General features: G+C 63.7%; 20 protein-coding genes. 10 read left to right on the top strand and 10 right to left on the bottom strand.

The genetic code is table 11. The features are described 5' to 3' along the window. Positions 1-15: 15 nt before the first annotated feature. Both CD932_RS03045 and CD932_RS03050 read right to left on the bottom strand, forming a co-directional pair. Complete coding sequence (locus CD932_RS03045; RefSeq protein ID WP_094441344.1) at positions 16-1239, bottom strand: efflux RND transporter periplasmic adaptor subunit; 1224 nt, start codon at positions 1237-1239, stop codon at positions 16-18. 530 nt (positions 1240-1769) lie between these two features. After that, on the bottom strand, positions 1770-3656 hold the full coding sequence (locus CD932_RS03050) for an MFS transporter (RefSeq protein WP_094443418.1): 1887 nt from the start codon (positions 3654-3656) through the stop codon (positions 1770-1772). A gap of 243 nt (positions 3657-3899) precedes the next feature. Between CD932_RS03050 and CD932_RS03055 the strand changes: the two genes are divergently transcribed. Beyond that, positions 3900-7142 (top strand): DUF2339 domain-containing protein, encoded by a 3243-nt coding sequence (locus CD932_RS03055; RefSeq protein ID WP_094441345.1) that lies wholly within the window; start codon positions 3900-3902, stop codon positions 7140-7142. Continuing rightward, complete coding sequence (locus CD932_RS03060; protein ID WP_094441346.1) at positions 7139-8578, top strand: DUF3999 family protein; 1440 nt, start codon at positions 7139-7141, stop codon at positions 8576-8578. The genes CD932_RS03055 and CD932_RS03060 overlap by 4 nt, the downstream gene beginning before the upstream one ends. 4 nt (positions 8579-8582) lie before the next feature. On the opposite strand, the gene CD932_RS03065 is transcribed toward CD932_RS03060, so the two are convergent. Then, complete coding sequence (locus tag CD932_RS03065; protein ID WP_094443419.1) at positions 8583-9326, bottom strand: helix-turn-helix domain-containing protein; 744 nt, start codon at positions 9324-9326, stop codon at positions 8583-8585. Positions 9327-9474: 148 nt separating this feature from the next. On the opposite strand from CD932_RS03065, the gene CD932_RS03070 reads away from it, so the two are divergent. Then, positions 9475-9897 (top strand): hypothetical protein, encoded by a 423-nt coding sequence (locus tag CD932_RS03070; protein ID WP_094441347.1) that lies wholly within the window; start codon positions 9475-9477, stop codon positions 9895-9897. A 3-nt stretch (positions 9898-9900) separates the two neighbouring features. Beyond that, a complete protein-coding gene (locus CD932_RS03075) occupies positions 9901-10686 on the top strand; it encodes a DUF2145 domain-containing protein (protein ID WP_094441348.1) in 786 nt (261 codons plus the stop codon). A gap of 18 nt (positions 10687-10704) precedes the next feature. On the opposite strand, the gene CD932_RS03080 is transcribed toward CD932_RS03075, so the two are convergent. From CD932_RS03080 to CD932_RS03100, 5 genes are all read right to left on the bottom strand, one after another. After that, positions 10705-11781: an ABC transporter ATP-binding protein gene (locus tag CD932_RS03080; protein ID WP_094441349.1), complete on the bottom strand. Its 1077-nt coding sequence runs from the start codon at positions 11779-11781 to the stop codon at positions 10705-10707. 33 nt (positions 11782-11814) lie between these two features. Continuing rightward, positions 11815-13605 (bottom strand): iron ABC transporter permease, encoded by a 1791-nt coding sequence (locus CD932_RS03085; RefSeq protein ID WP_094441350.1) that lies wholly within the window; start codon positions 13603-13605, stop codon positions 11815-11817. A gap of 72 nt (positions 13606-13677) precedes the next feature. After that, positions 13678-14775 (bottom strand): ABC transporter substrate-binding protein, encoded by a 1098-nt coding sequence (locus tag CD932_RS03090; RefSeq protein WP_094441351.1) that lies wholly within the window; start codon positions 14773-14775, stop codon positions 13678-13680. A 42-nt stretch (positions 14776-14817) separates the two neighbouring features. Beyond that, positions 14818-15819 carry a tripartite tricarboxylate transporter substrate binding protein gene (locus CD932_RS03095; RefSeq protein ID WP_176460861.1) on the bottom strand — a complete coding sequence of 334 codons (1002 nt, stop codon included), beginning with the start codon at positions 15817-15819 and terminating at the stop codon, positions 14818-14820. Positions 15820-15822: 3 nt separating this feature from the next. Then, complete coding sequence (locus CD932_RS03100; RefSeq protein ID WP_094441352.1) at positions 15823-16884, bottom strand: porin; 1062 nt, start codon at positions 16882-16884, stop codon at positions 15823-15825. 187 nt (positions 16885-17071) lie between these two features. Here CD932_RS03100 and CD932_RS03105 point away from each other — a divergent pair, with 187 nt between their 5' ends. The 3 genes from CD932_RS03105 (at position 17072) to CD932_RS03115 (ending at position 19711) form a co-directional block, all read left to right on the top strand. Continuing rightward, the gene (locus CD932_RS03105; protein ID WP_094443421.1) at positions 17072-17785 is read left to right on the top strand and encodes a response regulator; all 714 of its coding nucleotides are present in this window, start codon (positions 17072-17074) and stop codon (positions 17783-17785) included. 41 nt (positions 17786-17826) lie between these two features. Next, positions 17827-19290 carry a sensor histidine kinase gene (locus CD932_RS03110; RefSeq protein ID WP_254926597.1) on the top strand — a complete coding sequence of 488 codons (1464 nt, stop codon included), beginning with the start codon at positions 17827-17829 and terminating at the stop codon, positions 19288-19290. Positions 19291-19354: 64 nt separating this feature from the next. Further along, entirely contained in the window at positions 19355-19711 is a 357-nt protein-coding gene (locus CD932_RS03115; protein ID WP_094441353.1) for a ribonuclease E inhibitor RraB, read from the top strand. A 53-nt stretch (positions 19712-19764) separates the two neighbouring features. Here the strand turns inward: CD932_RS03115 and CD932_RS03120 are convergent, their stop codons facing one another. Beyond that, positions 19765-21087 (bottom strand): homoserine dehydrogenase, encoded by a 1323-nt coding sequence (locus CD932_RS03120; protein ID WP_094441354.1) that lies wholly within the window; start codon positions 21085-21087, stop codon positions 19765-19767. Between the two features lie 72 nt (positions 21088-21159). Further along, entirely contained in the window at positions 21160-22389 is a 1230-nt protein-coding gene (locus CD932_RS03125; protein WP_094441355.1) for a pyridoxal phosphate-dependent aminotransferase, read from the bottom strand. 376 nt (positions 22390-22765) lie between these two features. Here CD932_RS03125 and CD932_RS03130 point away from each other — a divergent pair, with 376 nt between their 5' ends. From CD932_RS03130 to CD932_RS03140, 3 genes are all read left to right on the top strand, one after another. Next, positions 22766-23170 carry an Mth938-like domain-containing protein gene (locus CD932_RS03130; protein WP_094441356.1) on the top strand — a complete coding sequence of 135 codons (405 nt, stop codon included), beginning with the start codon at positions 22766-22768 and terminating at the stop codon, positions 23168-23170. Further along, positions 23167-24843 (top strand): glycosyltransferase family 39 protein, encoded by a 1677-nt coding sequence (locus tag CD932_RS03135; RefSeq protein ID WP_094441357.1) that lies wholly within the window; start codon positions 23167-23169, stop codon positions 24841-24843. The genes CD932_RS03130 and CD932_RS03135 overlap by 4 nt, the downstream gene beginning before the upstream one ends. Positions 24844-25076: 233 nt before the next feature. Next, positions 25077-26225: a DegT/DnrJ/EryC1/StrS aminotransferase family protein gene (locus CD932_RS03140; RefSeq protein WP_094441358.1), complete on the top strand. Its 1149-nt coding sequence runs from the start codon at positions 25077-25079 to the stop codon at positions 26223-26225.

A 26225-nucleotide genomic window follows, 5' to 3' on the forward strand; every position in this document is an offset into this window, starting at 1 on the left:
TAATATTCTCCTGAATTATTGGGCGCTGGCCGCTGGCGCAGCGGCGGCCGGGGCTTTTGCGCCAGCTGGCGCGCCACCGGCGGCGGGAGCGGCGGCAGGCACGGCGACGGCAGGCGCGCCCGGCTTGATTTTTTGCAAGCCTTCCACGATCACGCGGTCGCCGGCGGCCAGGCCGGACGTCACGATCCAATTGGTGCCGGAAGTGCCGTTGGTGGTGATGACGCGTTGCTCGACCTTGTTTTCCTTGTTCAGGATCATGGCGGTAGCTTCACCCTTCTGGTTGCGCGACACGCCCACTTGCGGCACGGTGATGGCCTTGTCATCGATACCGGTTTCCAGCTGGGCGCGCACGAACATGCCTGGCAACAAATCGCCTTTCGGGTTCGGGAACAGCGCGCGCAGCACCACGTTGCCGGTGGTCGGCTCGACGCTCACGCCCGAGAACTGCAGCTTGCCCGGTTCGCTGTACTTGCTGCCATCGGGCAAAATCAGATTGACCTTGGCCTGGCCGTCGCCGGCTTTCTTCAGGCTGCCGTCGGCCAGCTGGCGCTTCAGGCGCAGCAGGTCTGTGCTCGACTGGGTCACGTCGACATAGATCGGATCGAGTTGCTGCACCGTGGTCAGGGCGTCGGCCTGGCCAGCGGTGACCAGCGCGCCGGCCGTCACGGTCGAGCGGCTGGTGCGGCCGCTGATCGGCGCCGTCACGGTGGTGTAGCGCAGGTTGATATTGGCCGATTCCAGCGCCGCGGTGGCCGCTTCCACGTCGGCCTTGGCTTGCTCGTAAGTGGCGACGGCATCGTCATATTCCTGGCGGCTGACGCCTTCGATGGCCACCAGTTCCTTGTAGCGCGCGACTTTCGGACCGGAAGTGAGCAGGTTGGCCTTGGCGCGGGTCAAGGCGGCCCTGGCCGAATTGTAGGATGCCTGATAGCTGGCCGAATCGATCTGGTACAGCGGCGTGCCAGCTTTCACATCGGCGCCTTCGACGAACAGGCGCTGCTTGATCAGGCCGCCTACTTGCGGACGCACGTCAGCCACTTGATACGCATTGGTCCGGCCGGACAGGTCGGCCACCATCGGCAACGCTGCCGGATTCACAGTAAACACGACAACCTGCGGCGCTTGCTGCGGCGGAGGCGCTGCCTGTTTTTTACCGCAGCCGGCCAGGATTACAGAGGCGCACAGCACGGCAATAGCGCCGCTCGTACGCGGCGACGTCAGGGAAAATGTTGGTTGCATCTTGGACTTTCTGAAAAAGAAGCGGGCTAGTGTCGTTAGAAATGGGAGAATTTATTAACGCAGATCAAAGAATGAACGATCATTCTAAAATCGTCAAGCAGATTTACAATTGGCTTATGGAAACTTTTTCTTTCTTTGACAATCAGTACAGCAACGACGCGGTCAGTGCAGTGGCTTGCCTTGCGTGAAACAGGGCTGGCAGGCGACGATACAAAACGGTACGGCGGGGAAGGATTTGCACAGCTACTGTAGCAGGGTCGCGCTTTCTTTGCTTGCCAGCATGGCAAGCACGGCGCCAGCGCCAACAGTCTGCCTTATCAGCATGCTTATTTGTAAATGATGGTAAAATTACACTGACAAGGGAAGCGAGCGTCGATGACGATACCACCCATGCAGGCGCGGGCAGCGACGCCACCCGCCAGCGCACCGTGGACGCAGGCTTCGACTTTCACCTGACCAAGCCGGCCGACTCTCTGTCGATTACCGCCCTGCTGGAGCGGCACCTGGCTGCCGCCACGCAGCAGTGACGATTATTTCCACTTGCCCCGTAAATCCTGCACCTTTTGCTGCAACAGTTCCGGCGTGGCGTCCTCGGGCGCCACCGGCAGGCCGACGGCCAGCGACAATCGCGAGCGCAGGCCGGCCTTGAAGGCGCGTTCGAACAGATGGCCGTTGCGGTGGCTGAGCAGATGACCCCACAGGCCGCGCAGCGCCAGCGGAATCACCGGCACCTTGCTGCGCGCGACGATCTTGGCGATGCCGCCCTTGAATTCGCTGATCTGGCCCGTGCGCGTGAGTTTGCCCTCAGGGAAGATGCACACCAGGTCACCTTCATGCAGGGCCTGGGCAATATCGACAAAGGCACGCTCCATCAGGAACGGATCGTCCTTGGCCGAGGCGATCGGGATCGCCTTGGCAGTGCGAAATAGCCAGCCCATCAGCGGCAGCCTGAAGATCTTGTGGTCCATCACGAAGCGGATCGGGCGCGGACTGGCCGCCACGATGACGATGGCGTCCACATAGCTGACGTGGTTGCATACCAGCACGGCCGCGCCTTCGGCGGGAATCCGTTCGCCATCGACCACGTTCACGCGGTGCACGGTCTGGATCAATATCCAGGCCAGGAAGCGCATCAGGAACTCCGGCACCAGCGAGAAGATATACGCCGCTACCAGTGCATTGAGGATGGCGGTGACGAGGAACAGCTGCGGTATCGTGAAGCCTTTTCCCAGCAGCACGATGGCCACGCCGGCCGCCGCCACCATGAACAGGGCGTTGAGGATATTCATGCCGGCAATCGTGCGCGAAATATGCTTCGGGTCGCAGCGCGTCTGGATCAGCGCGAACAGCGGCACGATAAAGAAGCCGCCGAACACGCCGATCATCACGATATCGAACAGAATGCGCGGCACGCCGGCCTGGCTGGCAAACGCCAGCGCATCGACCAGTTGCGTATTCGCGTAGGCATTGCTGGCAAAAAACAGGTCGATGCCGAACAGCGACAGGCCGATCGAGCCGAACGGCACCAGGCCGATCTCGACCTTGTGGCCCGACAATTTTTCGCACAGCAGCGAGCCGGTACCGATGCCGACCGAAAACACCGTCAGCAGCAGCACGAACACGCTGTGGTCGCCATGCAAGAAATCCTTGGAATAGACGGGGAACTGCGCCAGGATCAGCGCGCCATAGAACCAGAACCAGGAGTTGCCCAGCATGGCCAGGAACACGGGACGGTTCTTGCGCGAAAAATTGAGGTTGCGCAACGATTCGGCGACGAAATTGATGCTGATCTTCAGGTCCGGCTCGGGCGCCGGCGTGCGCGGCACGCGGTAGCTGGCGATCAGGCCGAAGATGGACACGACGATGGTCGCGCCGGCCACCAGTTCCACGCCCAGCGGCTTGTGCACGATCAGCACGGCGCCGAGGATTTCACCGAGCAAGATACCGACAAAAGTGCCCATTTCGATCAGGCCATTGCCGCCGACCAGTTCCTCGGGTTTCAATTGCTGCGGCAAATACGCGTACTTGACGGGGCCGAACAGGGTGGAATGGATGCCCATGCCGACCACGGCCGCCACCAGCAGCCACAGGGTATGCGTCATCCAGCCGGCGGCGGCGATGGCCATGATGACCAGCTCCATCCATTTCACGAAACGGGCCAGCCCCGCCTTTTCAAACTTGTCGGCCAGCTGGCCGGCGGTGGCCGAAAACACCACGTAAGGCAGGATGAACAGACCGGGAATCAGGTTGGTGATGGTGGACGGATCGAGCGTGGTCCAGCTCAGCGCATCGTAGGCCAGGATCACCATCAGCGCCGTCTTGAACAGATTGTCGTTGAAGGCGCCAAAGAACTGGGTCCAGAAAAACGGCCCGAAGCGGCGCTGCGACAACAAGGAAAACTGGCTGCTCTGACTCATGGCGTGGAAATGGGAAGTGAACGAATTGCTAAAATACAGCACTATCTTGCGCACGACAATCTGAATGTCGTGGGCTTGCTCGCAATCAATACCGGCGCGGACAGGACATTGCATGCTGACAACTTCTGCTTCGAAGTTTCCACATGGCTATAAGAAAACCTCGTTTCTTGATAATAAGGTAAGGTGCGCATAACTGCGGGCGCCACTTCCTGTTGCGCCCTGTCCTGCCAGGAAAGCCGACCTATGTTTGTATTGATACCGCTGGTATTGCTGGGTTTATTGATTACCGCCTTGGTCGTCGCGCTGAAAAGCGGCCGCAAAGTGGCCGATCTCGAAGCCGCCACCGCCCGCTTGCGCCGCGAAGTCGACAGCATGCAGGAGCGCCTGCAGGCGCTCGAACTGGACCCCGCCAGGCGGCGCGCAAACGCCGACGCCGGGCAGAATGTCGAGGTCGCAGTCCGGGCGGCGCCTGCGCCGCCAGCCGAGGCGGCGCCACCCATGCCGGAGTTGGTGCCTGAATTTGTGCCGCCGGCCATCACCATTTCGCTCGACAAGCCCACACTGCGGCCGGTTCCCGAGTTCATGCCCGAGGTGCTGCCGCCAGTACCGGCACCTGTGCCACCACCGTTCCAACCCGTCCCGCCAGCGCCCACGCCACCCAACACCCCGGCCTGGGCCACCCCTGGCAACGCGCTGTTTGCCAAGGCAAAAAGCTGGCTGTTGACGGGCAACCTGGTGGCCAAGCTGGGCTTGCTGATCCTGTTCCTGGGCGTGAGCTTCCTGCTCAAATACGTGGCGGCGCAAGTGACCTTGCCGATCGAACTGCGCCTGGCCGGCATCGCGCTGGCGGACATTGCCCTGCTGGCCTGGGCCTGGCGCATCCGCGTGGCGCGTCCCGGCATCAGCCTGCCGCTGCAGGGCACGGCCCTGGCGATACTGATGCTGGTCACCTTTGGCGCTTTCCGCCTGTATGAACTGATGCCGGCCGGCCTGGCTTTCGGTTTGCTGTTCGTGCTGACCGCCTTTACCTGCCTGCTGGCGGTGCTGCAAAACGCCGTCTGGCTGGCCGTGTTCGGCATTATCGGCGGCTTTGCCGTGCCGATCCTGGTGTCGACCGGCGGCGGCAGCCATATCGGCCTGTTCAGCTATTACGCGCTGCTCAACGCCGGCGTGTTCGCCATCGCCCTGAAACGCGCTTGGCGCGTGTTGAACGTGCTCAGCTTCGGCTTTACCTTTGTCGTCGCCACCGCCTGGGGCCTGCTGCGCTATACGCCGGACAACTATCTGTCGAGCCAGCTGTTCCTGATCCTGTTCGTGCTGTTCTATGTCGGCATCGCCGTCGCCTATTGCGCGCGTCAGGCGCCGCGCCTCAAGCACTATGTGGACGGCACGCTGGTGTTCGGCACGCCGCTGGCCGCCATGGCCTTGCAGTACGGCCTGGTCAAGCATATGCATTTCAGCCTGGCGTTTTCGGCCCTGGCCGCCGGCCTGTTCTATACCGGCCTGGCGGTAGTGCTGTGGCGCCGTCACGGCGGCCACTTCAGATTGCTGGCCGAAGCCTTTCTGGCGCTGGGTATCGTGTTCGGTACCTTGGCCATTCCATTTGCACTCGACGGCCGCTGGACCTCGGCCGCCTGGGCACTGGAAGGCGCCGGCATCGTCTGGGTCGGCTTGCGCCAGCGCCAGCCTCTGGCCTGGGCCTTCGGCTTGCTGGTGCAGGCCGGCGCCTGGCTGTCCTTCCTGGGCATATTGGCCGACATGCATACCGACATCGCGCTGCAATCGAATCTGTGGCTGGGCTTTTTGCTGCTGGCCGCCGCCGCGCTGCTGATGGCGATCAATTTTCGCCGCCAGCACGGCGTCGTGCATCCCAAGCTGGCACCCGAGCTGATGCAGGGCCTGTCGGTGGTGTTTTTGACCGGCGCCACCGCCTGGCTGCTCGCCGGCCTGTGGACCGAAATTTTGCTGCGCACCGACGCCATCACGCAGCTGAACCTGCTGACCGTCAGCGCGCTGGCGGTCGCCGGCGGCCTGTTCTGGCTGGCGCAGCGGCTGCAATGGACGGCGCCGCGCTTGCTGCTGCTGGTGGTGCAGGTGCTGGCCGGCATCGTGTTGTTGCTGCGCATGGGCCTGGAATGGAATGACCATTCCAGCAACCTGTTCCACGGCACCTTCCTCAGCGCACTGCTGCTGGGCGCCGCAGCGCTGGCGAGCAGCTGGTTCACGCAGCGCCAGGCGCGCGTGGAAATCAACGCCAGGCTGTCGCTGGCCGCGCTGCCGCTGCTGCAATGGAGCGGCTTGCTGTGGTTTGTCGGCATCCTGTTCCCGCTGGCCAGCTGGCTGCTGCGCACCATTGATACCGATGTGAGCGCACACCCGCACGCCGGCGAACACTGGCTGGCGCTCTATCTGATACTGGCGAGTATCACCACGCCACTGTTCGCGCTGCTGGCGCGCCACCTGGCCTGGCCGCAGTTGCGCTGGTTCACGCTCGCCGCCTGGATCGGCCTGGGCCTGTGGAGCGCCAACATGCTGATCGCCCTGTACCTGCGTGAATATGTGCCGAGCGCTCTGTCCTGGCTGGCGCTGGCCTGCGCCCTGGCCGCCGGCGAATACATGCTGCGCACCTGGTCGCGCGCCGGCTGGCATATCGAGCTGCGCATGATGCGCTTGCTGCATACGGTGCGTACCGCCGCGCCCTGGCTGATGCTGTGGCCGGTCGGCGCAATTTACCTCGATGCGTGGCTGGCCGGCCAGGGCGACGCCGTCAGCCCGGCCTGGTCGCGCTATCTGCCGGCCTGGGCCATGATGCTGGTGCTGGCCAGGCTGATCCGCCGCTGTCGTGCAGGCGGCTGGCCGGTGGCGCCGATCGCCAGCTGGTACCAGCACGGCCTGATTCCGTTGGCAGCGCTGTGGTCGCTGGGGCTGATCGCCGTCTGGAACCTGCTCGACAACGGCGCCATGGCGCCCCTGCCCTATTTGCCGCTGCTCAATCCCCTGGACCTGTCCACGGGCTTTGCGATCCTGCTGGGCGTCGCCGCCTGGCGCCTGCTGCGCGCCGGCCAGCCGCCATGGCTGGAACAATGGTCATCGCGCGTGCCGCTGGTGGCCGCCTGTTTTGTCTACGGCTGGTTCAACCTGATGCTCCTGCGCACGGTATCGAACTACATGGCGATCCCCTATGCATTCGACGACCTGATGGCCTCGCAATTCGTGCAGGCGATGCTGTCGCTGGTCTGGAGCATCACCGCCCTGCTGCTGATGCGCCATGCGGCGCAGCATCAACGGCGCGGGCAATGGAGCCTGGGCGCGGTACTGCTGGTGCTGGTGGTATTGAAACTGTTCCTGGTCGACCTGTCGAACGTGGGCGGCATCGCCCGCATCGTGTCGTTCGTGGGCGTGGGCCTGCTGATGGTATTGATTGGCTACCTGGCGCCGTTTCCCAAGACAGAACCTGTTACCGAACCGACACCGGAGAACGCATGAAAACTGCTTTTTCGCTCACCATGGTGCTGGCGTGCGGCGTGGCGCTGGCACAGCATGCCCCTGACCAGCCGGCCAGCTACGGCTGGAGCATGCCGGTAACCGTGCCGGCCGGCGCCGGCGTGGCGCGGCTGCCGCTGCCGAAAGAAGTCTATCTGCACGCGCGCACCGGCAACCTGGCCGATGTGCGCCTGTTCGACCGCACGGGCCAGCGCCTGCCGTTCGCCGTCAGCACGCCGGCGGCGCAGTCGAACACCGAGCGCAGCAGCATTGCCGCGCGCATCTTTCCCGTCAAGGGAGCATCCACCAGCGGCGGCCTGCAGAACGTGGAAGTGCGCACCAGCCCCGATGGCAGGCTGCTGTCCGTAAATGCCAGCAGCGCGGCGGCGCACAGCACCTTGAGCTTGCAGGCGCTGATCCTCGACCTGGGCCAGCGGGCCGGCGACCAGCGCATCGCCGCGCTGCGCTTCACGCCGCCGCCCGGGCTTGGCGACTACAGCGCCCAGGTGCTGCTCGAAGCGAGCGACGACCTGAAGCACTGGGATGCGATCGGCACCACCACCCTGAACTGGCTGCGCAACAGCGACACGCAGACGCTGGCCAACGACAGCATCGACTTTGCGCCGCGCGCCTTGCGCTATGCGCGGTTGAGCTGGCAGGAGGGCGCGCCGGTGGTGTTCGCTGCCATCGCCGCGCAAGCCGTCAGCCAGACCGAGCAGGCAGTGCCGCGCGCCACCATCGCCCTGCAGGCCGCGCCCGGCAAAGTGGCCGGCGAGTGGGTCTATGCCACGCCGCTGGCGATTCCCGCCGACCGCATCGCACTGCAATTGCCACAACCAAACATGGTGCTGCCCGTGACGCTGGGTGTGTATCGCCAGAGTGCCTATGTGGCGCTGCGCCGTTTGAGCTTGCACCAGCAGACGCGGCCCGCGCAAGGAGCATATTTCGAGCCGCTGCTGAGCACCAGTTTTTACCGCATCAGCGACGGCGGCAAGGAGCGCGTGTCAGGCGAGCTGGCGATGCCGGTGGTACAGACCACGCAATGGGTGCTGCGGCCACAAAACGAGCAAACCACGCTGCCGGCCACCGCGCCCACCCTGCGCCTGGGCTGGACGCCGGAAACCCTGGTGTTCCTGGCCAGCGGCAAGGGCCCGTATCAGCTGGTGTTCGGCAAGGCCGATGCGGCCCAGGCGGCGCTGCCGCTGGCGCAGGTTGCACCGGGCTACAGCGCGGCCGAATTGCAGTCGCTGCCGCTGGCCAGCGTGGGGCTGCTCACGGCGCGCGCCGGCGTGGCGGGCGCTCACACTGCCGCGGCGGACCAGGGCCCGCCATGGCGCTTGCTTGCCTTGTGGGCCGCGCTGCTGCTGGGCGTGGCCGTACTGGGATTTTTTGCCTGGCGTTTGCTGTCGCAGATGAAGCAAGAGCAGACTCCGCCATAAGGCGCTACTGGCGCAGCAGCGCCTTGAACGTCTGCGGCATCCACGGCCGCGCCGCCAGCAGGAAGCTGATCGCCAGCCGTTCCTCGCCGGGCAGGCGCGCGTCTTCCTGGTGCTGGCGCGAGAACTCCACCGCCACCTGCTTCAAGCGCTCGAGCAGGGCTGCGGTGGATTTTTTCGACAGCATCACGTTGACCAGGCGCAGCAGCTCGCTCTCGCCATCGAATTGCGAATTGAGGTAGTCGCCATAGGCTTCCTGCTTGAAGTAGGTGTGGATGGGGCCGTTCGGTATCCAGGCAAAGGTGCGCGCCACCAGCAGCTTGACCCGGTTGTTCGGCAGCAACTCCAGGAAACCGATCTTGTCCAGGCGCAGCAAACAGCTGACGGCCTGCGCTTCGCTGATGTCGTAAATGGCGATGATCTGTTCCAGCGGCAGCAAGTTCAAGGCCGAGACGGCGACGACGAACAGTTTCGTGTCTTCGATGATTTCTTTTTCCTGCGCGTACGTCAGTCCCGTGATCAGGGTCGGCGCCGCCTGCGCCGCCTGCACGGCCAGCGCCAGCTGCTGGAAATCGCTGTCGACGGCCACCAGGATCTGCTCCACGCGCTGCAAGGTAAATTGTTTCAGCGAAAACATGCGCTTGACGCTGGCCTCGGACACCTCGATGCGCCGCGCCAGTTCGGCATAGGTCACACTGCGCGCCTTGAGCAGGCGCTTGAGGGCTTCGATCAGGGCGTGGGTTTGCTGCATGATCATCCTTGGCTTGAAAGAGCACTATAGTATCAAAAAGTGATACCCGCAGTATGGGTGCTCGCTACGAGTAGCATTTACGTTGACCAAACCGCCCCCATCGACAATGATGGTCATGCCAATTCGGCCACCCTGAAGGAGAAACACCATGAAGTTGACCACCCGTTTGCTGCCGCTCTTCCTGATGCTGAGCTTGTCCGCCGCGCTGCCGGCGATGGCACAGGCAGCCGCCTCCGAAAACCTGTCGCGCGGTTCGCAAAACCTGAGCCAGGGTTCGGCCGTGGTGGTGGCCGGCTCCATGTCGATGCTGGTCGCCTCGGGCCAGGTGATGGTCGCCAGCCTGGAGGCGGTCGGCGAAGGCGTCGTCATCGTCCTCAAAGGCGCGTCCGAAGCTGGCAGCGCCTCGATACAACTGAGCGGCCAGGCGGCGCAAGGCCTGTCGCTGGCGGTCGGCACGGTGGTGAGCGTGGTAGCAGTCTCCACCGGCCATGTGCTGGTGGCGTCGGGCAAGGCCATCGCCTTTATTCCGAACGAACTGGGCAAGTCGCTGCTGTATCACGCGAAGGTATAAGCCGTGAAACAGCTAAGCGCCCTGGTATTGAGCCTGCTGCTGGCCGGCGCCGCCCATGCGGGGCGTCCGTGCGAAGACAAACCGGCCGAGGCCAACGATGTCGTCAAGTCGATGGCGCTGGCGCAAAAGACCTTGCAGGCGCTGGACGCTTCCGGCGCCCAGGTGGCGCTGCTGGCGCGCGCCGGGCAGGACCTGTCGAAGTACCAGCTGCGCTACTCGCACATGGCGCTGGCCTGGCGCGACCATCCGAACGGCCGCTGGCTGGTGGTGCATGAACTCAATGAATGCGGCACGGCACAGTCGTCGCTGTACAACGAGGGCCTGGGCAATTTTTTCATGAGCGATGTGTTTTTGTACGAGGGCCTGATCCTGATCCCGTCGCCTGAACTGCAGCAGCAGCTGGCGCGCCTCTTGGCCTCGAACACGCCGAAGCGCCTGCATGAAGCCCACTACAATATGCTGGCCTATCCGTTTTCGACCAAGTACCAGAATTCAAACCAGTGGGTGCTCGAAACGCTGGCCGCGGCCAGCAATGAGCCGGGCAAGATCGAAACGCGGGCCGAAGCGCAAGGCTGGCTGCAAGGCGCCAGCTACGTGCCGCAAACGCTCAGCATTCCCGCCGCCACGCGCCTGGGCGGGCGCCTGTTCCGCGCCAATATCGCCTTTGACGACCACCCGTTCGCGCGCCGCATGACACGCCAGATCGACGTCGTCACCGTCGACTCCATCGTGCGCTTCCTGCGCCAGCGCGAGCCGCAGGCGCAGGAAATCGTGGTGCGCGGCGACTGATCGCCACGCACCACGCTGTTAAAACACCCAGAGCTTATCGGCCGGCATATGCAGCCAGTATTTGCCGGCGTCCAGTTTGTGGCGTGAATAAGCGCGCAGGCTGAGATTGTCGGCGCCGCCGCCACGCTCGAACAGGCACTCCCAGCGGTCGCCCAGGTACATGCAGGTCAACAGCGGCAGCTCGATCGCGTTCTCCACCTGGGTCGCGCTGATCTTCACTTCTTCCACGCGGATCATGGTCGTCACTTCCGACGCCGTATTGGCGCCGCGCGCCACGCCCTGCAGCGGCGCGCCGTCGATCAGCAGGCTGACCCGGTTGCCTTCGCGGCGCACCACCTTGCCCGGCAGCCGGTTGTTGCTGCCCATGAACTCGGCCGTAAACAGGGTGTCCGGCGTTTCATACATGCTTTGCGGCGTGCCCTGCTGTTCGATCTTGCCGTTATTGAGCAGCAAGATACGGTCGGAAATGGCCATCGCCTCGCCCTGGTCGTGCGTCACCATCAGGGCCGACAGGCCCAGGCGCACGATCAGTTCGCGCAGAAAGGCGCGCGCTTCCTCGCGCAGCTTCGCATCCAGGTTCGACAGCGGTTCGTCGAGCAGGATCACTGGCGGGTTATAGACCAGCGCCCTGGCGATCGCCACGCGCTGCTGCTGGCCGCCGGACAACTGATGCGGGTAGCGCTCGCCCAGGTGACCCAGGCCCAGCTGCGTCAGCACTTCCTTGACGCGCCCGGCGATGTCGCTGCTGCCCATCTTGCGCAGTTTCAGCCCGTAGGCGACGTTGTCGAACACGGTCTTGTGCGGCCACAGCGCGTAGGACTGGAACACCAGGCCCAGGTTGCGCTGTTCGGCCGGCATCTCGAAGTGTTTGGCGCCGTCGAACACATTGCGCGGACCGATTTCGATGGTGCCCGCCTTCGGGCTTTCCAGCCCGGCGACGGCGCGCAGCAAGGTGGTCTTGCCGCTGCCCGAAGGCCCCAGCAAGGCGACCACTTCGCCTTTTTTCAGGTGCATCGAGACACCCTTGAGGATCTGGTTGGCGGATGCGCCCGTGCCGTAGTCCAGGTACAGCTCATTGACGGTCAGTTCATTCATGATATGGTCTCAGTGTATTTTTAGTGTGTAACTTTAGTTATGTAACTTCACGCCAAAGCGCAGCGCGATACCGAGGCCGATGGCCACCAGCGTGATGTTGATGAACGACAGCGCCGCCACCAGGTCGGTCGAGCCGCCAGCCCACAGCGACACCAGCATGGCGCCGATCACTTCGGTGCCGGGCGAGAGCAGGTACACGCCGGTCGAGTATTCGCGCTCGAAAATCAGGAACACCATCAGCCAGGCGCCCAGCAGGCCGTATTTGATCAGGGGCAGCGTGACGTCGCGCGTGACCTGGCCGCGGTTGGCGCCCACGGCGCGCGCCGCCTCTTCCAGTTCCGGGCCTACCTGCAGCAGCGCGGTGGAAATCAGGCGCATGCCGTAAGCCATCCACACCACCGAATAGGCCAGCCACAGGGCGAAGATGGTCGAGCGCACTTCGCGCAGCACCGGTATCACATGGCCGCTCAGCCAAAGGGCCACGCCGTTGTCCATGCCCTTCAATATGCCGTCGAGCCAGGCCGGCACGAACAGGAACACCCACAGGAACGACAGGCCGGCCAGCAAGCCCGGCACGGCGCGCGGCACCAGCACGCTGTAGTCGAGCAGGCGGGTAATGCCGTCCTGCTTGCGGTGCATGGCCAGCGCGATGAAGCTGTAGCAGCCGACGGCCAGCGCGCCGCCGACCACGCCGATCAGGATGGTGTTGACGATGCCGCGCACCAGCGAAGGCTGTTCGAAAATGTCGCGGAAATGCTGCAGGGTCAACACGTCAGCCAGGTGCACGCCTTCACCCCAGTACTGCACGAACGAGCGCAGCACGATGCCGGTCAATGGCAGGATGATGGTGAAGATCAGCCAGCCGGCCAGCAGTGCGAACGCCAGCCACTTCCAGCGGCCCAGCGGCATGGCCTTGCTGCGCGCGCCCTTGCCCTTGATCGACACGTATTTGTTGGCCGACTTGAGCAGCCAGCGCTGTATCATCACCAGCGGCATGGTGACCATCACCAGACAGACGGCGACGGCGGCCATCAGGTGATACGACGGCGTGCCCAGTTTGTTGGTCAGCTTGTACAGATAGGTCGGCAGCACCAGGTGGCCTTCCGGGTCGCCCAGCACCAGCACCAGGCCGAACACTTCGAAGCCGAGGAAGAACACCAGCACGCCGGCATAGGCCAGCGCCGGCATGATCATTGGCAGCGACACGTTCAGCATCACCTGTACCGGCGAAGCGCCGGCCACGCGGGCCGCTTCTTCGACGTCGGAACCGAGGCTTTTCAGCGCCGACGAGGCGTACAGGTACACATGCGGCACGTGAGTCAGGCCGGCGATGATGACGATGCTGGTGAAGGAATAGATATTCCAGGGCACGAAGCCGAGCAGCTCCTTGGCCCATACCGAGTAAAAGCCCACCGGCCCCATCGACACCACATAGCCAAAGCCCATCACCATCGGCGAGACAAAGATCGGCACCAGCAGCATCGGCGCGACCCAGCCGCGGCCCGGCAGATCGGTGCGCACCATCAGGAACGCCAGCATGCCGCCCAGCGGCACGGCGATCACGGTCAGGCCGCAGGCGAGCATCAGGCCATTCTTGAAGGCCATCGAGAAATCGGGATCGTCGAAGATGAAACGGTAGGAATCAAAGCCGAATTCGCGCACCGGCATGAAAAACGGCGCGGACAAAAAGCTTTGATAAAAAATCAGGAACAGCGGCAGGAAAATGGCGACCACGGTGATCGCCACGACCACACCACGCGGCCAGTTCAGGCGCGACAAGGGAGAGCGCGACCGTGCAGGCAGCGGCAAGATAGCAGTTTGCATGAGGAATCCAATGAATAAGGTTACGGCATCCAGCCGCAGGCGCAGGGGCGCTGGCGGCTGGCCAGAACGGCATTACTTTTTGCCGGCTGTTTCTTTCCATTGTTTTAAGAAGGCCATGCGCTTGGCCGGTCCCAAAAATTGCAGGATGATCGGGTGCACCGGCACCGGCTTGATGTTGGCCGCGCCGATTTCCTTGATCAAGTCGGCCGAGGTGGTCTCGCCGGTGACGTCGGCACGGATCGCGTACAGCTTGGCGCCGTTCGAGATGACGGTCTGGCCACGGTGCGACAGGATGTAGTCGAGCCACAGCTTGGCGGCGTTGACGTTCTTCGCGTTCTTGTTAATGAACTGCACGCGCGACAGGATCAACGTGTAATCCTTCGGCAGCACCACGCCGATCGACGGATCGCTCTTGGCGCGCACCAGGGCGTAAGAGCCCAGCACGTTATAGCCGATCAGGTTTTCGCCCGACGAGATGCGTTCCATCATGGTGCCGGTCGACGACTGCACGCGCACTTTGGCCGCGCCAAACGCGTTTTGCAGCGCCAGGAACTGCGGATATTCCTTGGCGTCCTGCGCCATGAACATGAAGCCCACGCCCGACTTTTCGATATCGTAGGTGGTGACCTTGTCCTTGAATTTCGGCGTGGCGATCAGTTTCACGAAGTCGTCGTGGTTCTTCGGCACTTCCTTCGGATCGAGCAATCGCTTGTTGTAGACGATGGCGGCCGGCTCGAACGTGGTGCCGTAGGCCTGGTCGTCCCACATGGCCCAGCCGGGGATCTTGGCCGCTTCGACCGACTTGTATTTCAGCGCGTAGCCGTCCGAGGCCAGGCGCATCTGCAGGTCCATCGCCGACGACCACATCACGTCGGCGGTGTTGCCGCCGGCGGCAACTTCGGAAATGAAGCGGTTGTACACTTCGGTCGAATTCATGTCGTTGTATTCGACCGAAATACCGGGATACAGGGCGCTGAAATCCTTGATCAGCGGCGCGGCGGCCTTGCTGTCGGTGGCGCCGTAGATCACCACCTTGCCCTCTTTCTTGGCGGCGTCGACGATCTTCTGGTAGTCGGCCGGATAGCCTGCCGGCAGTTGTGCGAAAGCGGCGCCGTTGGCACCGGCGAAAGCGGCGGCGATGGCAATGGCGAGTATGGTTCTGGTTTTCATGGTGGTCTCCTTCTGTGATTGTTGTATGGTTTGCTATTGGCTTCAGCGCATCAGGCCCAGTTCGGCTGCCTGCCTGGAATAGCGCTCGACCGCCTGGTTCACGTACTGCGTCAATTTGTCGCCCGTCAGCGCGAACGGATACATGCCCGTCTGCATGCGCCACTGGGCAAACTGCGGCGTGGCCATGGCGCGGTCGAACGTGGCCACCCAGCGCCGGTAGTCCGCCTGCGGCACTTGCGGCCCCATCCACAAACCGCGAATGATGGGCCACACCACGTCGATGCCCTGCTCGCGCGCCGTCGGTATGCCGGCCAGCACACCGGGCAGGCGTTTTTCCGACAGCACCGCCAGCACGCGCTCCTGGTTCGCGCCGGCGCTCACGGTCGCTTCCGAGGTGTCGCCCGACATCACCTGCACGTAACCGGCCTGCATCGCCGTAAACACTTCGCCGCCGCCTTCGAGCGCGACGAAGCGCAGCACTTTCGGGTCGATGCCGGCCTGACGCGCCACCAGCGCCATCTTCAGCCAGTCCTGGCTGCCGATGGTGCCGGACACGCCGATCAGCACCTTGTCGGGGTGGCGCTTGAGCGCGGCGAGCAGTTCGCCCAGGTTTTTGTAAGGCGAATCGCGGCGCACGGCGATCATGCCGTAGTCGGCGCCCAGCGCCGCCACCCAGCGCACGTCGCCCGCCTTGGCGTTGCCGAACTTGCCTTGCGCCAGGTTCAACAGCGAACCGCCCGAAAACACCACCAGCGTGTCGGCTTCGGCGCGCCGGCGCTGCGACACCATCGAGCGCCACGCCACCGCGCCGATGCCGCCCGGCAGATAGCTGATGCGCACCGAGGACGCGAACGGCGCCGCCGCGCTGGCGGCCGGATCCGGCTGCAGCAGGCCTTTGCGCGCCAGCTTGCACGTCAGGTCCATGGCGCCGCCCGGCTTGGACGGCACCACGCAGTCGACATCGGGCGCTGCTTGCGCTGCCAATGCGGGCGGCATCAGCAGCGCAAGCAGCAACGACGGGACGACGGTGCGCAGTATGGTCATGCCTTAGAAGCGGTGCTGCACGCCGGCGATCAGGCCGCGCTGCGTGTCGCCGAAACCGGCGTCGTCGCGCGACAGGCTGACCAGCTGGCCGTGCTTGGCCTTGGCGTAGGCGCCCGCCAGATACAGGTCGGTGCGCTTGGACAGGGCGTAGCGCAGGCGCGCCACGTACATGATCGGGTCGGCGTCCAGGTTGGCGGCGACGTTTTTCACGTCCTGGTAGTACACCACGCCGGTCACGGTGATCACCGGGCTGACCTTGTAGCTGGCGCCGCCCCAGTACATGGTGCCGCGCACGTCGGGGCGGTTGGCGGCAGCCAGATCGAGCTTGTAGTCGCGCGCGGCGGCCTGCAGCTTCCACGGGCCCTCTTCATACATGGCCGCCAGATGCACCACGGTGTTCTTGTCGCGCGCGCCGCCGGCGATCGTGTTGCCGTTGATGCGCTCGTAGGTGGCCAGCACGCTGAGCGGACCCGTCTTGTAGTTGACGGCGGTCGACAGCTTGGCGCTGTCCGAAGTGCCGGTGCTCTGTTCGCCGAAACCGTAGGAGGCGCCGTAAGTAAAGCCGCCGGTCTTGCCCGAATACTTGACCAGGTTGTCGAACGCGGTGGTCATGCCGTATTTGCTGGGGCCGGTCGCATTGGCCGAGGTGGCCCAGGAATAGAACGGCGCATAGGCCATCGGATCATAGGGCAGCACGAAGTCATACACGGTGGTGAAGGAACGGCCCATCACCACGCGGCCGAAGGCGCCTTCCAGGCCAACGTTGGCCTGGCGCTTGAACAGCGCGCCGTCGGCCGCGCCGGTATCGACCAGAATGCCGCCTTCGAGGTTGAACACGGCTTTCAGGCCACCGCCGAGGTCTTCGCTGCCAAGGATGCCCCAGCGCGAGGTATTCATGCCGCCGGAGCTCACTTGCGTGGCCGAGCCTTTCGACGGGCCGGCGTTGCTGGTGTTGCTGATGCCGGCGTCGAGACGGCCGTACAGCGTGACGTTGGACTGGGCCTGGGCGGCGCCGGCGGTAACAAACAAGGCCAGGGCGGCCAGGGGCAATGCGGTTTTCTTCACAGGGGTCTCCCAATAGTTATATTTTTTGGTGATATGTCTGATTCGTTTTCTGAATCAGGTTCACACTATAAGAGCTGCATCCTTTCAATTGGCTTTCAGGCCGACCGCTGTCGCCGGCCAGCCACAAGCGGCCCCAAACTGCGGCGCCTCGCTTACACTGCACGCATACCAACGAATGGCGGAGACCATGCGCATACTATTAGTGGAAGACCATCTGGAGCTGTCGCACTGGCTGGCAAAAGCCTTGCGCGACGCACACCTGACGGTGGAGACAGCCCATAACGGCGCCGACGCCGACGCCCTGTTGCATACGCAGGACTATTCATTGGTGCTGCTCGACCTGTCGCTGCCGAAAATGGACGGCCTGGACGTGCTGCGCCGGCTGCGCGCGCGCGGCGGCACGCGCGCCAAAACACCGGTCATGATACTGACGGCGCGCGGTGGCATCGATGAAAAAGTGCAGGGCCTGAACCTGGGCGCCGACGACTACCTGGCCAAGCCGTTCGAACTGGCCGAACTCGAAGCGCGCGTGAAAGCGCTGCTGCGCCGCAGCCAGGGCAACGAGGCGCTGGTGCATCACTGCGGCGCGCTCAGTTTCGACACCATCACGCGCATGTTCAGCTACGGCGGCGCGGCACTGGCCCTGACGCCGCGCGAACACGCGGTGCTTGAAGCGCTGATCACGCGCCTGGGGCGGGCCGTGTCGAAGGAAAAGCTGTTCGATGAAGTATTCGCGCTGGCCGACGACGTCAACCTGGACGCCATCGAACTGCTGATCCACCGCGTGCGCAAAAAACTCGAACAGGGCGGCATCGCCGAGCCCGCCGCCATCACCACCTTGCGCGGCATCGGCTACCTGTTGCAACCGCGCAACGCCATGCCGGCCGCCGCCGCCAAGTGAACCCACGCCTCAACCAACGCCGCCTCAGCTGGCTCGAACGGCTGCGGCGCCACCTGCAGGCGCGGCGCCTGGGCAGCCTGCGCAACCAGTTGCTGCGCTGGCTCTTGATCCCGCTGGTGATGCTGGTGCTGCTCGACGCCGTTTTTGTGTACCGCAATGCGCTCGACGCGGCCGACATGGCCTATGACCGTTCCTTGCTGGCGTCGACGCGCGCGCTGGCCGAGCGCGTCTCGATCGAAGGCGGCAAGGTGGTGGCCGACGTGCCCTATGTGGCGCTCGACAGCTTCGAGACCGACACCCTGGGCCGCATCTACTACAAGGTGACCGGCATCCACGGCGAACTGGTGTCGGGCTATGGCGACTTGCCGGCGGTGCCGGCCAACGTGCCGCGCTCGCAGAATTACCCGGCGCTGGTGCGCTTCTATCACGCCGACTACCACGGCAAACCGATCCGCATCGCCGCCCTGCTGCAGCCCGTGTATGACGATTCCATGCGCGGCATCGCCCTGATCCAGGTCGGCGAAACGCTCGACGCGCGGCGCGGCCTGTCGAATCAGATCCTGTTTGACACCTTGACATGGCAGGCAGCGATGGTGCTGGTGATGGCGGCGCTGGTGTGGTTTGCCGTGCGCCTGGTGCTGCGCCCGCTGATGCGGCTGAAGACCGAAGTCGAAACGCGCACCCTGTCCGATTTGTCCGACGTCGATCCGGCGCTGGTGCACCGTGAAATGCGCCCGCTGGTATCGGCCATGAACGGCTCGATGGCCAGGCTGCAGCAACTGATCGCCAGCCAGCGCCGCTTTATCGCCGACGCCTCGCACCAGCTGCGCACGCCGCTGACGGTGCTGAAAACCCAGGCCGAACTGGCGCTGCGCGCCTGCGACCGCCTGCCCGACAATGCGCAGGCGGTGGCGGCCCTGCGCGACATTGTCGCCAGCATGGCCACCACCACCGATTCGACCGTGCTGCTGGCCAATCGCCTGCTGACCCTGGCGCGCGTCGAGCATGGCGGCGAACACCTGCGGATGAACACCGTGTCGCTGCGCGAACTGGCGCAGCAGGTCGGACTGGAGATGGCGATGGCGGCTGTCAACAGCGAGATCGACCTGTCGCTCGACGCCGACACGGACGCGACGGTGCAGGGCCAGGCGCTGCTGCTGCACGAGCTGCTGGTCAACCTGGTCGACAACGCGCTGCGCTACACGCCGCCCGGCGGCAGCGTGGCGCTGCGCGTGCATCCGCCCCGGGGGCCAGGCGACGGCGCAGTGCTGGAAGTGCGGGACAGCGGCGCCGGCATCCCCGAGGCCGAACGCGAGCGCGTCTTCACGCCCTTCTACCGCGTGTCGTCGGCGCTGGAACGCAATCCGGGCGGCGCCGGCCTGGGCCTGTCCATCGTGCGCGATATCGCCGCCCTGCATGGCGCGCGCCTGGAACTGGCAACGGCCGACAATGGCCAGGGCTTGCTGGTGCGCGTGCATTTCAGCGCGCCCGGCGACGACGCCTGAAACTGGTGCGCGGGCGCGGCCGATGTTACCATCGCGCCCTGCCTATCCACCAAGGACTCCCGCCATGATGACCAGAGAAGAAGTGACCGAACTGTTTGACAATATCGCCGAAAACGCGCCCTGGGACCTGACAGCGCCGCTGCTGTGGGGTTATTACTTCACCAACCCGACGCCGGAAGCGCTGGAACAGGCGGCCGGCCTGCTGGCGATCGACGGCTATCGCCCGGTCGAGCTGTACCAGCCCGAACTGGAAGACGCGGCCGCGCCGCCGGTGTGGGTGCTGCATGTGGAAAAAGCGGAAGTGCACAACGTCGACAGCCTGTACGCGCGCAATGGCGAACTGCAGCAGTTCGCGCTGGAGCAGAAGCTGGCCAGCTATGACGGCATGGATGTCGGGCCGGTGGGCGCACCAACGCTGTAATCCGGTTCAAAAAACGGCGCCCGCAGGCGCCGTTCTGATTGCCGGTCCAACGATCAGCTGAGGTTTTCCAGGCGGATCTTGATCACCGTGCCGACCACGCTGTCCAATGCCTCCATCTGTTCGATGGCGGCCGTGACGTTTTTCTCCTGCGTCTGGTGGGTCAGCATGATGATGTCGGTATGCGTCTCGCCTTCGGCCGGTTCCTTTTGCAGCATGGCGTCGATCGAAATGCCGCGCTCGGCCAGGATGCGCGTCAGGTCGGCCAGCACGCCCGGCTGGTCTGCCACGTGCATGCGCAGGTAATAGCTGGTGGTGATTTCCGACATCGGCAAAATCGCGATATCGGTCATCGCATTAGGCTGGAAGGCCAGGTGCGGCACGCGGTGTTCCGGGTCGGCCGTGGCCAGGCGGGTGATGTCGACCAGGTCGGCGATCACCGACGAGGCGGTCGGCTCGGCGCCGGCGCCGCGGCCCGAATACAGGCTGGCGCCGACCGCGTCGCCATGCACCAGCACCGCGTTCATCGCACCTTCGACGTTGGCGATCAGGCGCTTGGCCGGGATCAGGGTCGGGTGCACGCGCAGCTCGATGCCTTCGACGCCGTTGACGGTGGCGCGCTTGGTGATGCCGAGCAGCTTGATGCGGTAGCCCAGTTGCTCGGCATAGCGGATATCGACGGCGTTGAGATTGCTGATGCCCTCCACGTAGGCCTTGTCGAACTGCACCGGGATGCCGAAGGCGATCGCCGACATGATGGTGGCCTTGTGGGCCGCGTCCACGCCTTCGATATCGAAGGTCGGGTCGGCTTCCGCATAGCCCAGCTCCTGCGCCTGTTTCAGCACGGTGGCAAAATCGAGGCCCTTGTCGCGCATTTCCGACAGGATGAAATTGGTGGTGCCGTTAATGATGCCGGCGATCCATTCGATGCGGTTGGCCGTCAGGCCTTCGCGCAGCGCCTTGATGATCGGAATGCCGCCGGCCACGGCCGCTTCGAACGCCACCATCACGCCTTTTTCCTGGGCTGCGGCAAAGATCTCGTTGCCATGCACGGCCAACAGCGCCTTATTGGCGGTGACCACGTGCTTGCCGTTGGCAATCGCCTGCAGCACCAGGGTTTTCGACAGGTCGTAGCCGCCGATCAGTTCGACGACGATATCGATCTCGGGATCGTTGACGACGAGGGCCGGATCATTGACGACCTTGCAGGCGCCTTTGACCAGCGCTTCGGCGCGCGCCACGTCGCGCACGGCGACGGCCACGATCTCAATACCGCGTCCGGCGCGGCGCTTGATTTCTTGCTGGTTGCGCTGCAAAACGCTGAACGTGCCGTAGCCTACATTGCCCAGGCCCAACAGGCCAATCTTGATGGATTTCATAATGGTCTTGTGCTCATGAGTGGCGCGCGCACACTGCCCGCGCCAGGTTGATCGATGCTGCTGTCGTCCGGGTCAAGCCCGGCTGTGACGCTTGCGGTAACCTTCGAGGAAGCGCGCAATGCGCCCCATGGCCTCGGTCAGGTCATCCGAGTTCGGCAGAAAGACGATGCGGAAATGGTCCGGCGCGATCCAGTTGAAGCCGGTGCCCTGCACGATCAGTACCTTGGCTTCGGCCAGCAGTTCATAGGCAAACTGCTGGTCGTCGGCGATCGGGTAGACGGCCGGATCGAGTTTCGGGAACATGTACAGCGCAGCCTTCGGCTTGACGCAGCTCACGCCAGGGATTTCGGTCAGCAGCTTGTGCGCCAGGTCGCGCTGTTTCAACAGGCGCCCGCCCGGCCCGACCAGGTCCTGTATGCTCTGGTAGCCGCCCAGCGCCGTCTGGATCGCAAACTGCCCCGGCGCATTGGCGCACAGGCGCATCGAGGCCAGCATGTTGAGACCCTCGATATAATCCTTGGCGTGGCGCTTTTCGCCCGACACCACCATCCAGCCGGAACGGTAGCCGCAGGAGCGGTAATTCTTCGACAGCCCGTTCATGGTAATGAACAGCACGTCGTCGGCCAGCGAGGCGATCGACACGTGCTCGGCTTCGTCGTACAGCACCTTGTCGTAGATCTCGTCGGCGAAGACGATCAATTGATGCTGGCGCGCCAGTTCGACGATCTGCAACAGCACCTCGACCGGGTACAGCGCGCCGGTCGGATTGTTCGGATTGATGACGACGATGGCTTTCGTCTGCGGCGTGATTTTCCGGCGCATGTCCTCGATGTCGGGATACCATTCGTTCTGCTCGTCGCACACATAATGTACCGGCTTGCCGCCCGACAGGCTGACGGCGGCGGTCCACAGCGGGTAGTCGGGCGCCGGCACCAGCACCTCGTCGCCGCTGTTGAGCAGGGCGTTCATCGACATGACGATCAGTTCGGACGCGCCATTGCCCAGGTAAATGTCGTCGATGGTGACGCCGGCGATATTCTTGCCCTGCGTATAGTGCATGACGGCCTTGCGCGGCGCGAACATGCCTTTTGAATCGGTATAGCCGGCGGCATTTTGCAGGTTGAGCATCATGTCGCGCACGATCTCGTCCGGCGGATCGAAACCGAACACGGCAAGGTTACCGATGTTGAGCTTGGTGATCTTGTGGCCTTCTTCTTCCATTTGCCTGGATTTTTCCAGGACCGGGCCGCGGATGTCATAGCAGACGTCCGCCAATTTATTCGATTTCTGAATCGGTCGCAAAATAAATCCCTGTCGTGATGCGGCGCCGAGCCATCGCGCGCCTGAACTGTTGCCTATGCACTGCAAGGCGAAAACAAGCATTCTCGCCGAAAGCAGGCCATTTTATCAAATTAAACATGGTCAACCCCAGCATTTCGCACCCATCCTGCCACGCCTGCCTGCATATCGGGCAGCCAGGCCTTGCCCCCCTTCTTCATGTTCCCTTAATCTTCGCTGGTTAACATGCGCCTGCATGTCAAGGTTTAGATTGCAGTTTGGAAAGATTGCGATTTTTCAGTCGCTCTTTCCCTTCGTTTATGGCATCCTGACGGCCATGGCCGCATGTTTTTTTTGCAAGCACGCACACTGATCCACCGAACTGATTACCCGAACCACCATGAAACTGCACGCCTCCAGCACCCAGCAATACCAGACCGTGACCGGCTATGACGCCACCGGCGTGGAGATCAACGCCGAACACTTCGGCTACAGCCTGATCGTGATGCCGGAAACGGCGCCGCGTGCCTGGGACGTGACGCGCTTCGACGACCTGACCGAAGCCCATTTCGAGCAGATCCTGGCCGACGCGCCAGACGTGGTGATCCTCGGCACGGGCGAGCGCCAGCGCTTCGTGCATCCGAAACTGACGGCATCGCTGACCATGCGCCGCATCGGCGTCGAATGCATGGACAGCCAGGCCGCCTGCCGCACCTACAATATCCTGATGGGCGAAGGCCGCAAGGTCACTTTGGCCCTGATTTTGCCCGCCGCTCTGCCAGTCACCACAGGCACCCCGGCATGAGCCTGCCTGTTCGCGAGCTGCACGCATCGAAAGCGGCGATGTGGACCCTGTTCGGGCTGTTCGTCGTGCTCACCCTTTATGCGCTGGGCATCCGCACCCTGGTGCCGCCCGACGAGGGCCGCTACGCCGAAATGGCGCGTGAAATGTTCGCCAGTGGCGACTGGATCACCACGCGCCTGAACGACATCAAGTATTTCGAAAAACCGCCGCTGCAAACCTGGATGAATGCGCTCACCTTCGCCGCTTTCGGCCTCGGTGAATGGCAAGCCCGGCTGTGGACAGGCCTGTGCGGCATCCTCGGCGTGGGCATGACGGCCTGGGCCGGCCACAAGTTGTTCGGCCCGCGCGTCGGCCTGTATGCGGGCCTGGTGCTGGCGTCGAGCCTGTTCTGGCTGGCCTCGGGCCAGATCAATTCGCTCGACATGGGCTTGTCGGGCATGATGACGCTGACCCTGACCAGCCTGTTGATCGCCCAGCGCGATGAAGCGAGCGAGCGCGAGCGGCGCAACTGGATGCTGGTGTGCTGGGCCGGCATGGCGCTGGCGGTGCTGGCCAAGGGCCTGATCGGCCTGGTGCTGCCGGGCGCCGTGCTGATCCTGTACAGCCTGTTTGCCCGCGACTGGCGCATCTGGACCCGCCTGCACCTGGTCAAGGGCATGCTGGTGTTTTTCGCCATTGCCGCACCATGGTTTGTGCTGGTGGCCCTGCGCAATCCCGAACAGCCGTATTTCTTCTTTGTCCACGAACACTTCCAGCGCTTCCTGCTGAAAGGCCACAAGCGCGAAGGCGGCTGGTATTACTTCCTGGTGCTGCTGGTTCCCGGCCTGCTGCCGTGGATCGCCTTGTTGCCGCAAAGCCTGGCCGCCAGCGTCCAGCGCCAGGCCGGCGCCTTCCAGCCGCGCCTGATGATCCTGGTCTGGGCGGTGTTCATTTTCCTGTTCTTCAGCTATTCGACCTCGAAACTGCCCGGCTACATCGTGCCCATCTTCCCGGCACTGGCGCTGCTGACGGCGCTGTTCCTCGATGGCGCCTCGCGCCGCCAGCGCATGATCTTTGCCGGCGTGCTGGCCGTGCTGGGCTTGAGCATCCTGGTCGCCGTGCCCGTGACGCTGGCCGTGATCACGGCGCGCGACGAGGCTCACCTGGTCGCCCTGCGCGGCTACCAGCCCTGGTTCATGGCCGCAGGCGGCCTGATCATGGTGGGTGGCTTGCTGGCACTGCTGCACGAACGCCGGTCGCGGCGCGACCTGGCGGTGCTGACCGTCGCCGTGGCCGGCTTCCTGGCCACCCACAGCATCCTGGCAGGCTCGGAACTGTACGGCCGGAACCGCGCCGGCACCGACCTGCTGCCGCAGATCCAGGCCGAGCTCAAAGCCGATACGAAACTGTACTCGGTCGGCATCTACGAACAATCGCTGACGTTTTATCTGCGGCGGCCGGTAATCCTGGTGAGCTACACGGATGAATTCGCTTTTGGCCTGGAGCAACAGCCCGAATTGTCGATCCCTTTGCTGGAGACCTTCGTCACGCAATGGACCAGGGACGCCGCCGCCGGCGTCCACGACGTGGCCATCATCAGCCTGGACCGGTATGAAGACCTGAAACACCGCGGTGTCCCCATGCGTGTTGTCGCCAAAGATACGCGCCGCATTATAATTGCCAATTTGCAATAAAATTGTGGTGCCAACAAGCAACACGGCGGCAAGACCGGCCAGCCATCACGGTTTGCCGCCCTTGCCCCCACTTGCGCAGCACGGACCGCGGCCCTGCCCCCGCTGAAATAGGTCCGGCTGCACCCTTGAGTAGCTTAAAATGGAAGGGCCTGCGGCCATGTCTGCGCAGGCAGCTCCCGCGAGCACGCCGCATGGCGACAGACCAGCCCGAATGATGAACAAGTGAGTGCAGCATGACAAACATTACGACCCCGCCCCTGCCATTTTTGCCTTTTTCCAAGCCCACCATCGACGAGGCGACCATCGCCGCCGTCGGTGAAGTGCTGCGCTCGGGCTGGATCACCAGTGGCCCGAAAGTGCAGGCGTTCGAGGCGCAATTGTCCGAGTACTTCGGCGGGCGCCCCGTGCGCACCTTCAATTCCGGCACCTGCACCATGGAAATCGCGCTGCGCATCGCCGGCATAGGCCCTGGCGATGAAGTCATCACCACGCCCGTGTCGTGGGTGGCGACGGCCAACGTCATCATCGAAGTGGGCGCCACGCCGGTGTTTGCCGATATCGACCCGGTCACGCGCAATATCGACCTCGACAAGCTGGAAGCGGCGATCACGCCCAGGACGAAAGCCATCATTCCCGTCTATCTGTCGGGCCTGCCCGTCGACATGGACCGCCTGTACGCGATCGCCAGGCAATACAACTTGCGCGTGGTGGAAGACGCCGCCCAGGCATTCGGTTCCACCTGGAAAGGCCAGCGCATTGGCGCCTTCGGCGACTTCGTCTCGTTCAGTTTCCAGGCCAACAAGAACATCACCACCGGCGAAGGCGGCGCGCTGGTGCTGAACAATCTGGAAGAAGCGAAAATGGCGGAAAAATATCGCCTGCAGGGCGTGACCCGCAGCGGCGTCGACGGCATCGATGTCGATGTATTGGGCGGCAAGTACAACATGAGCGACATCATGGCTGCCATCGGCCTCGGCCAGTTCGCCAATATCGAGGCCATCACCGCCCACCGCCGGGCGCTGGCGCGCCATTACTTTGCCCGCTTCGGCAGCGATTTCGAGGGCGCCAGCGGCGCGCAACTGCCGGTGGCCGACTTTGACAACAGCAACTGGCATTTGTTCCAGATCATCCTGCCAGATCACGGCCCCGACACCCGCGCCACCTTCATGCGCCAGATGGCCGAACTGAATGTCGGCACCGGCTTTCATTACGCGCCCATCCACCTGTTCAGTCTGTATCGCGCCCGCGGCTTTACCGAAGGCATGTTCCCGCACGCGGAAAAAATCGGCCGCCTGACCGTCACCTTGCCGATGTTTTACGCCATGACGCTGGCCGACGTGGAACGCGCCGTTGCCGCCGTTAAATCTATCCTGATCAAGTAA

This window comes from Janthinobacterium sp. PC23-8, assembly GCF_002250505.1.
GTDB lineage: Bacteria > Pseudomonadota > Gammaproteobacteria > Burkholderiales > Burkholderiaceae_D > Janthinobacterium.

Excerpts from the sequence above, each read along its gene's own strand:
- CD932_RS03120 (WP_094441354.1), bottom strand. The coding sequence starts at position 21,087 with ATGAAATCCATCAAGATTGGCCTGTTGGGCCTGGGCAATGTAGGCTAC.
- CD932_RS03070 (WP_094441347.1), top strand. The coding sequence starts at position 9,475 with ATGAAGTTGACCACCCGTTTGCTGCCGCTCTTCCTGATGCTGAGCTTG.
- CD932_RS03090 (WP_094441351.1), bottom strand. The coding sequence starts at position 14,775 with ATGAAAACCAGAACCATACTCGCCATTGCCATCGCCGCCGCTTTCGCC.
- CD932_RS03135 (WP_094441357.1), top strand. The coding sequence starts at position 23,167 with ATGAGCCTGCCTGTTCGCGAGCTGCACGCATCGAAAGCGGCGATGTGG.
- CD932_RS03080 (WP_094441349.1), bottom strand. The coding sequence starts at position 11,781 with ATGAATGAACTGACCGTCAATGAGCTGTACCTGGACTACGGCACGGGC.
- CD932_RS03140 (WP_094441358.1), top strand. The coding sequence starts at position 25,077 with ATGACAAACATTACGACCCCGCCCCTGCCATTTTTGCCTTTTTCCAAG.
- CD932_RS03055 (WP_094441345.1), top strand. The coding sequence starts at position 3,900 with ATGTTTGTATTGATACCGCTGGTATTGCTGGGTTTATTGATTACCGCC.
- CD932_RS03050 (WP_094443418.1), bottom strand. The coding sequence starts at position 3,656 with ATGAGTCAGAGCAGCCAGTTTTCCTTGTTGTCGCAGCGCCGCTTCGGG.
- CD932_RS03065 (WP_094443419.1), bottom strand. The coding sequence starts at position 9,326 with ATGCAGCAAACCCACGCCCTGATCGAAGCCCTCAAGCGCCTGCTCAAG.
- CD932_RS03045 (WP_094441344.1), bottom strand. The coding sequence starts at position 1,239 with ATGCAACCAACATTTTCCCTGACGTCGCCGCGTACGAGCGGCGCTATT.
- CD932_RS03115 (WP_094441353.1), top strand. The coding sequence starts at position 19,355 with ATGATGACCAGAGAAGAAGTGACCGAACTGTTTGACAATATCGCCGAA.
- CD932_RS03095 (WP_176460861.1), bottom strand. The coding sequence starts at position 15,819 with ATGACCATACTGCGCACCGTCGTCCCGTCGTTGCTGCTTGCGCTGCTG.
- CD932_RS03060 (WP_094441346.1), top strand. The coding sequence starts at position 7,139 with ATGAAAACTGCTTTTTCGCTCACCATGGTGCTGGCGTGCGGCGTGGCG.
- CD932_RS03085 (WP_094441350.1), bottom strand. The coding sequence starts at position 13,605 with ATGCAAACTGCTATCTTGCCGCTGCCTGCACGGTCGCGCTCTCCCTTG.
- CD932_RS03130 (WP_094441356.1), top strand. The coding sequence starts at position 22,766 with ATGAAACTGCACGCCTCCAGCACCCAGCAATACCAGACCGTGACCGGC.
- CD932_RS03105 (WP_094443421.1), top strand. The coding sequence starts at position 17,072 with ATGCGCATACTATTAGTGGAAGACCATCTGGAGCTGTCGCACTGGCTG.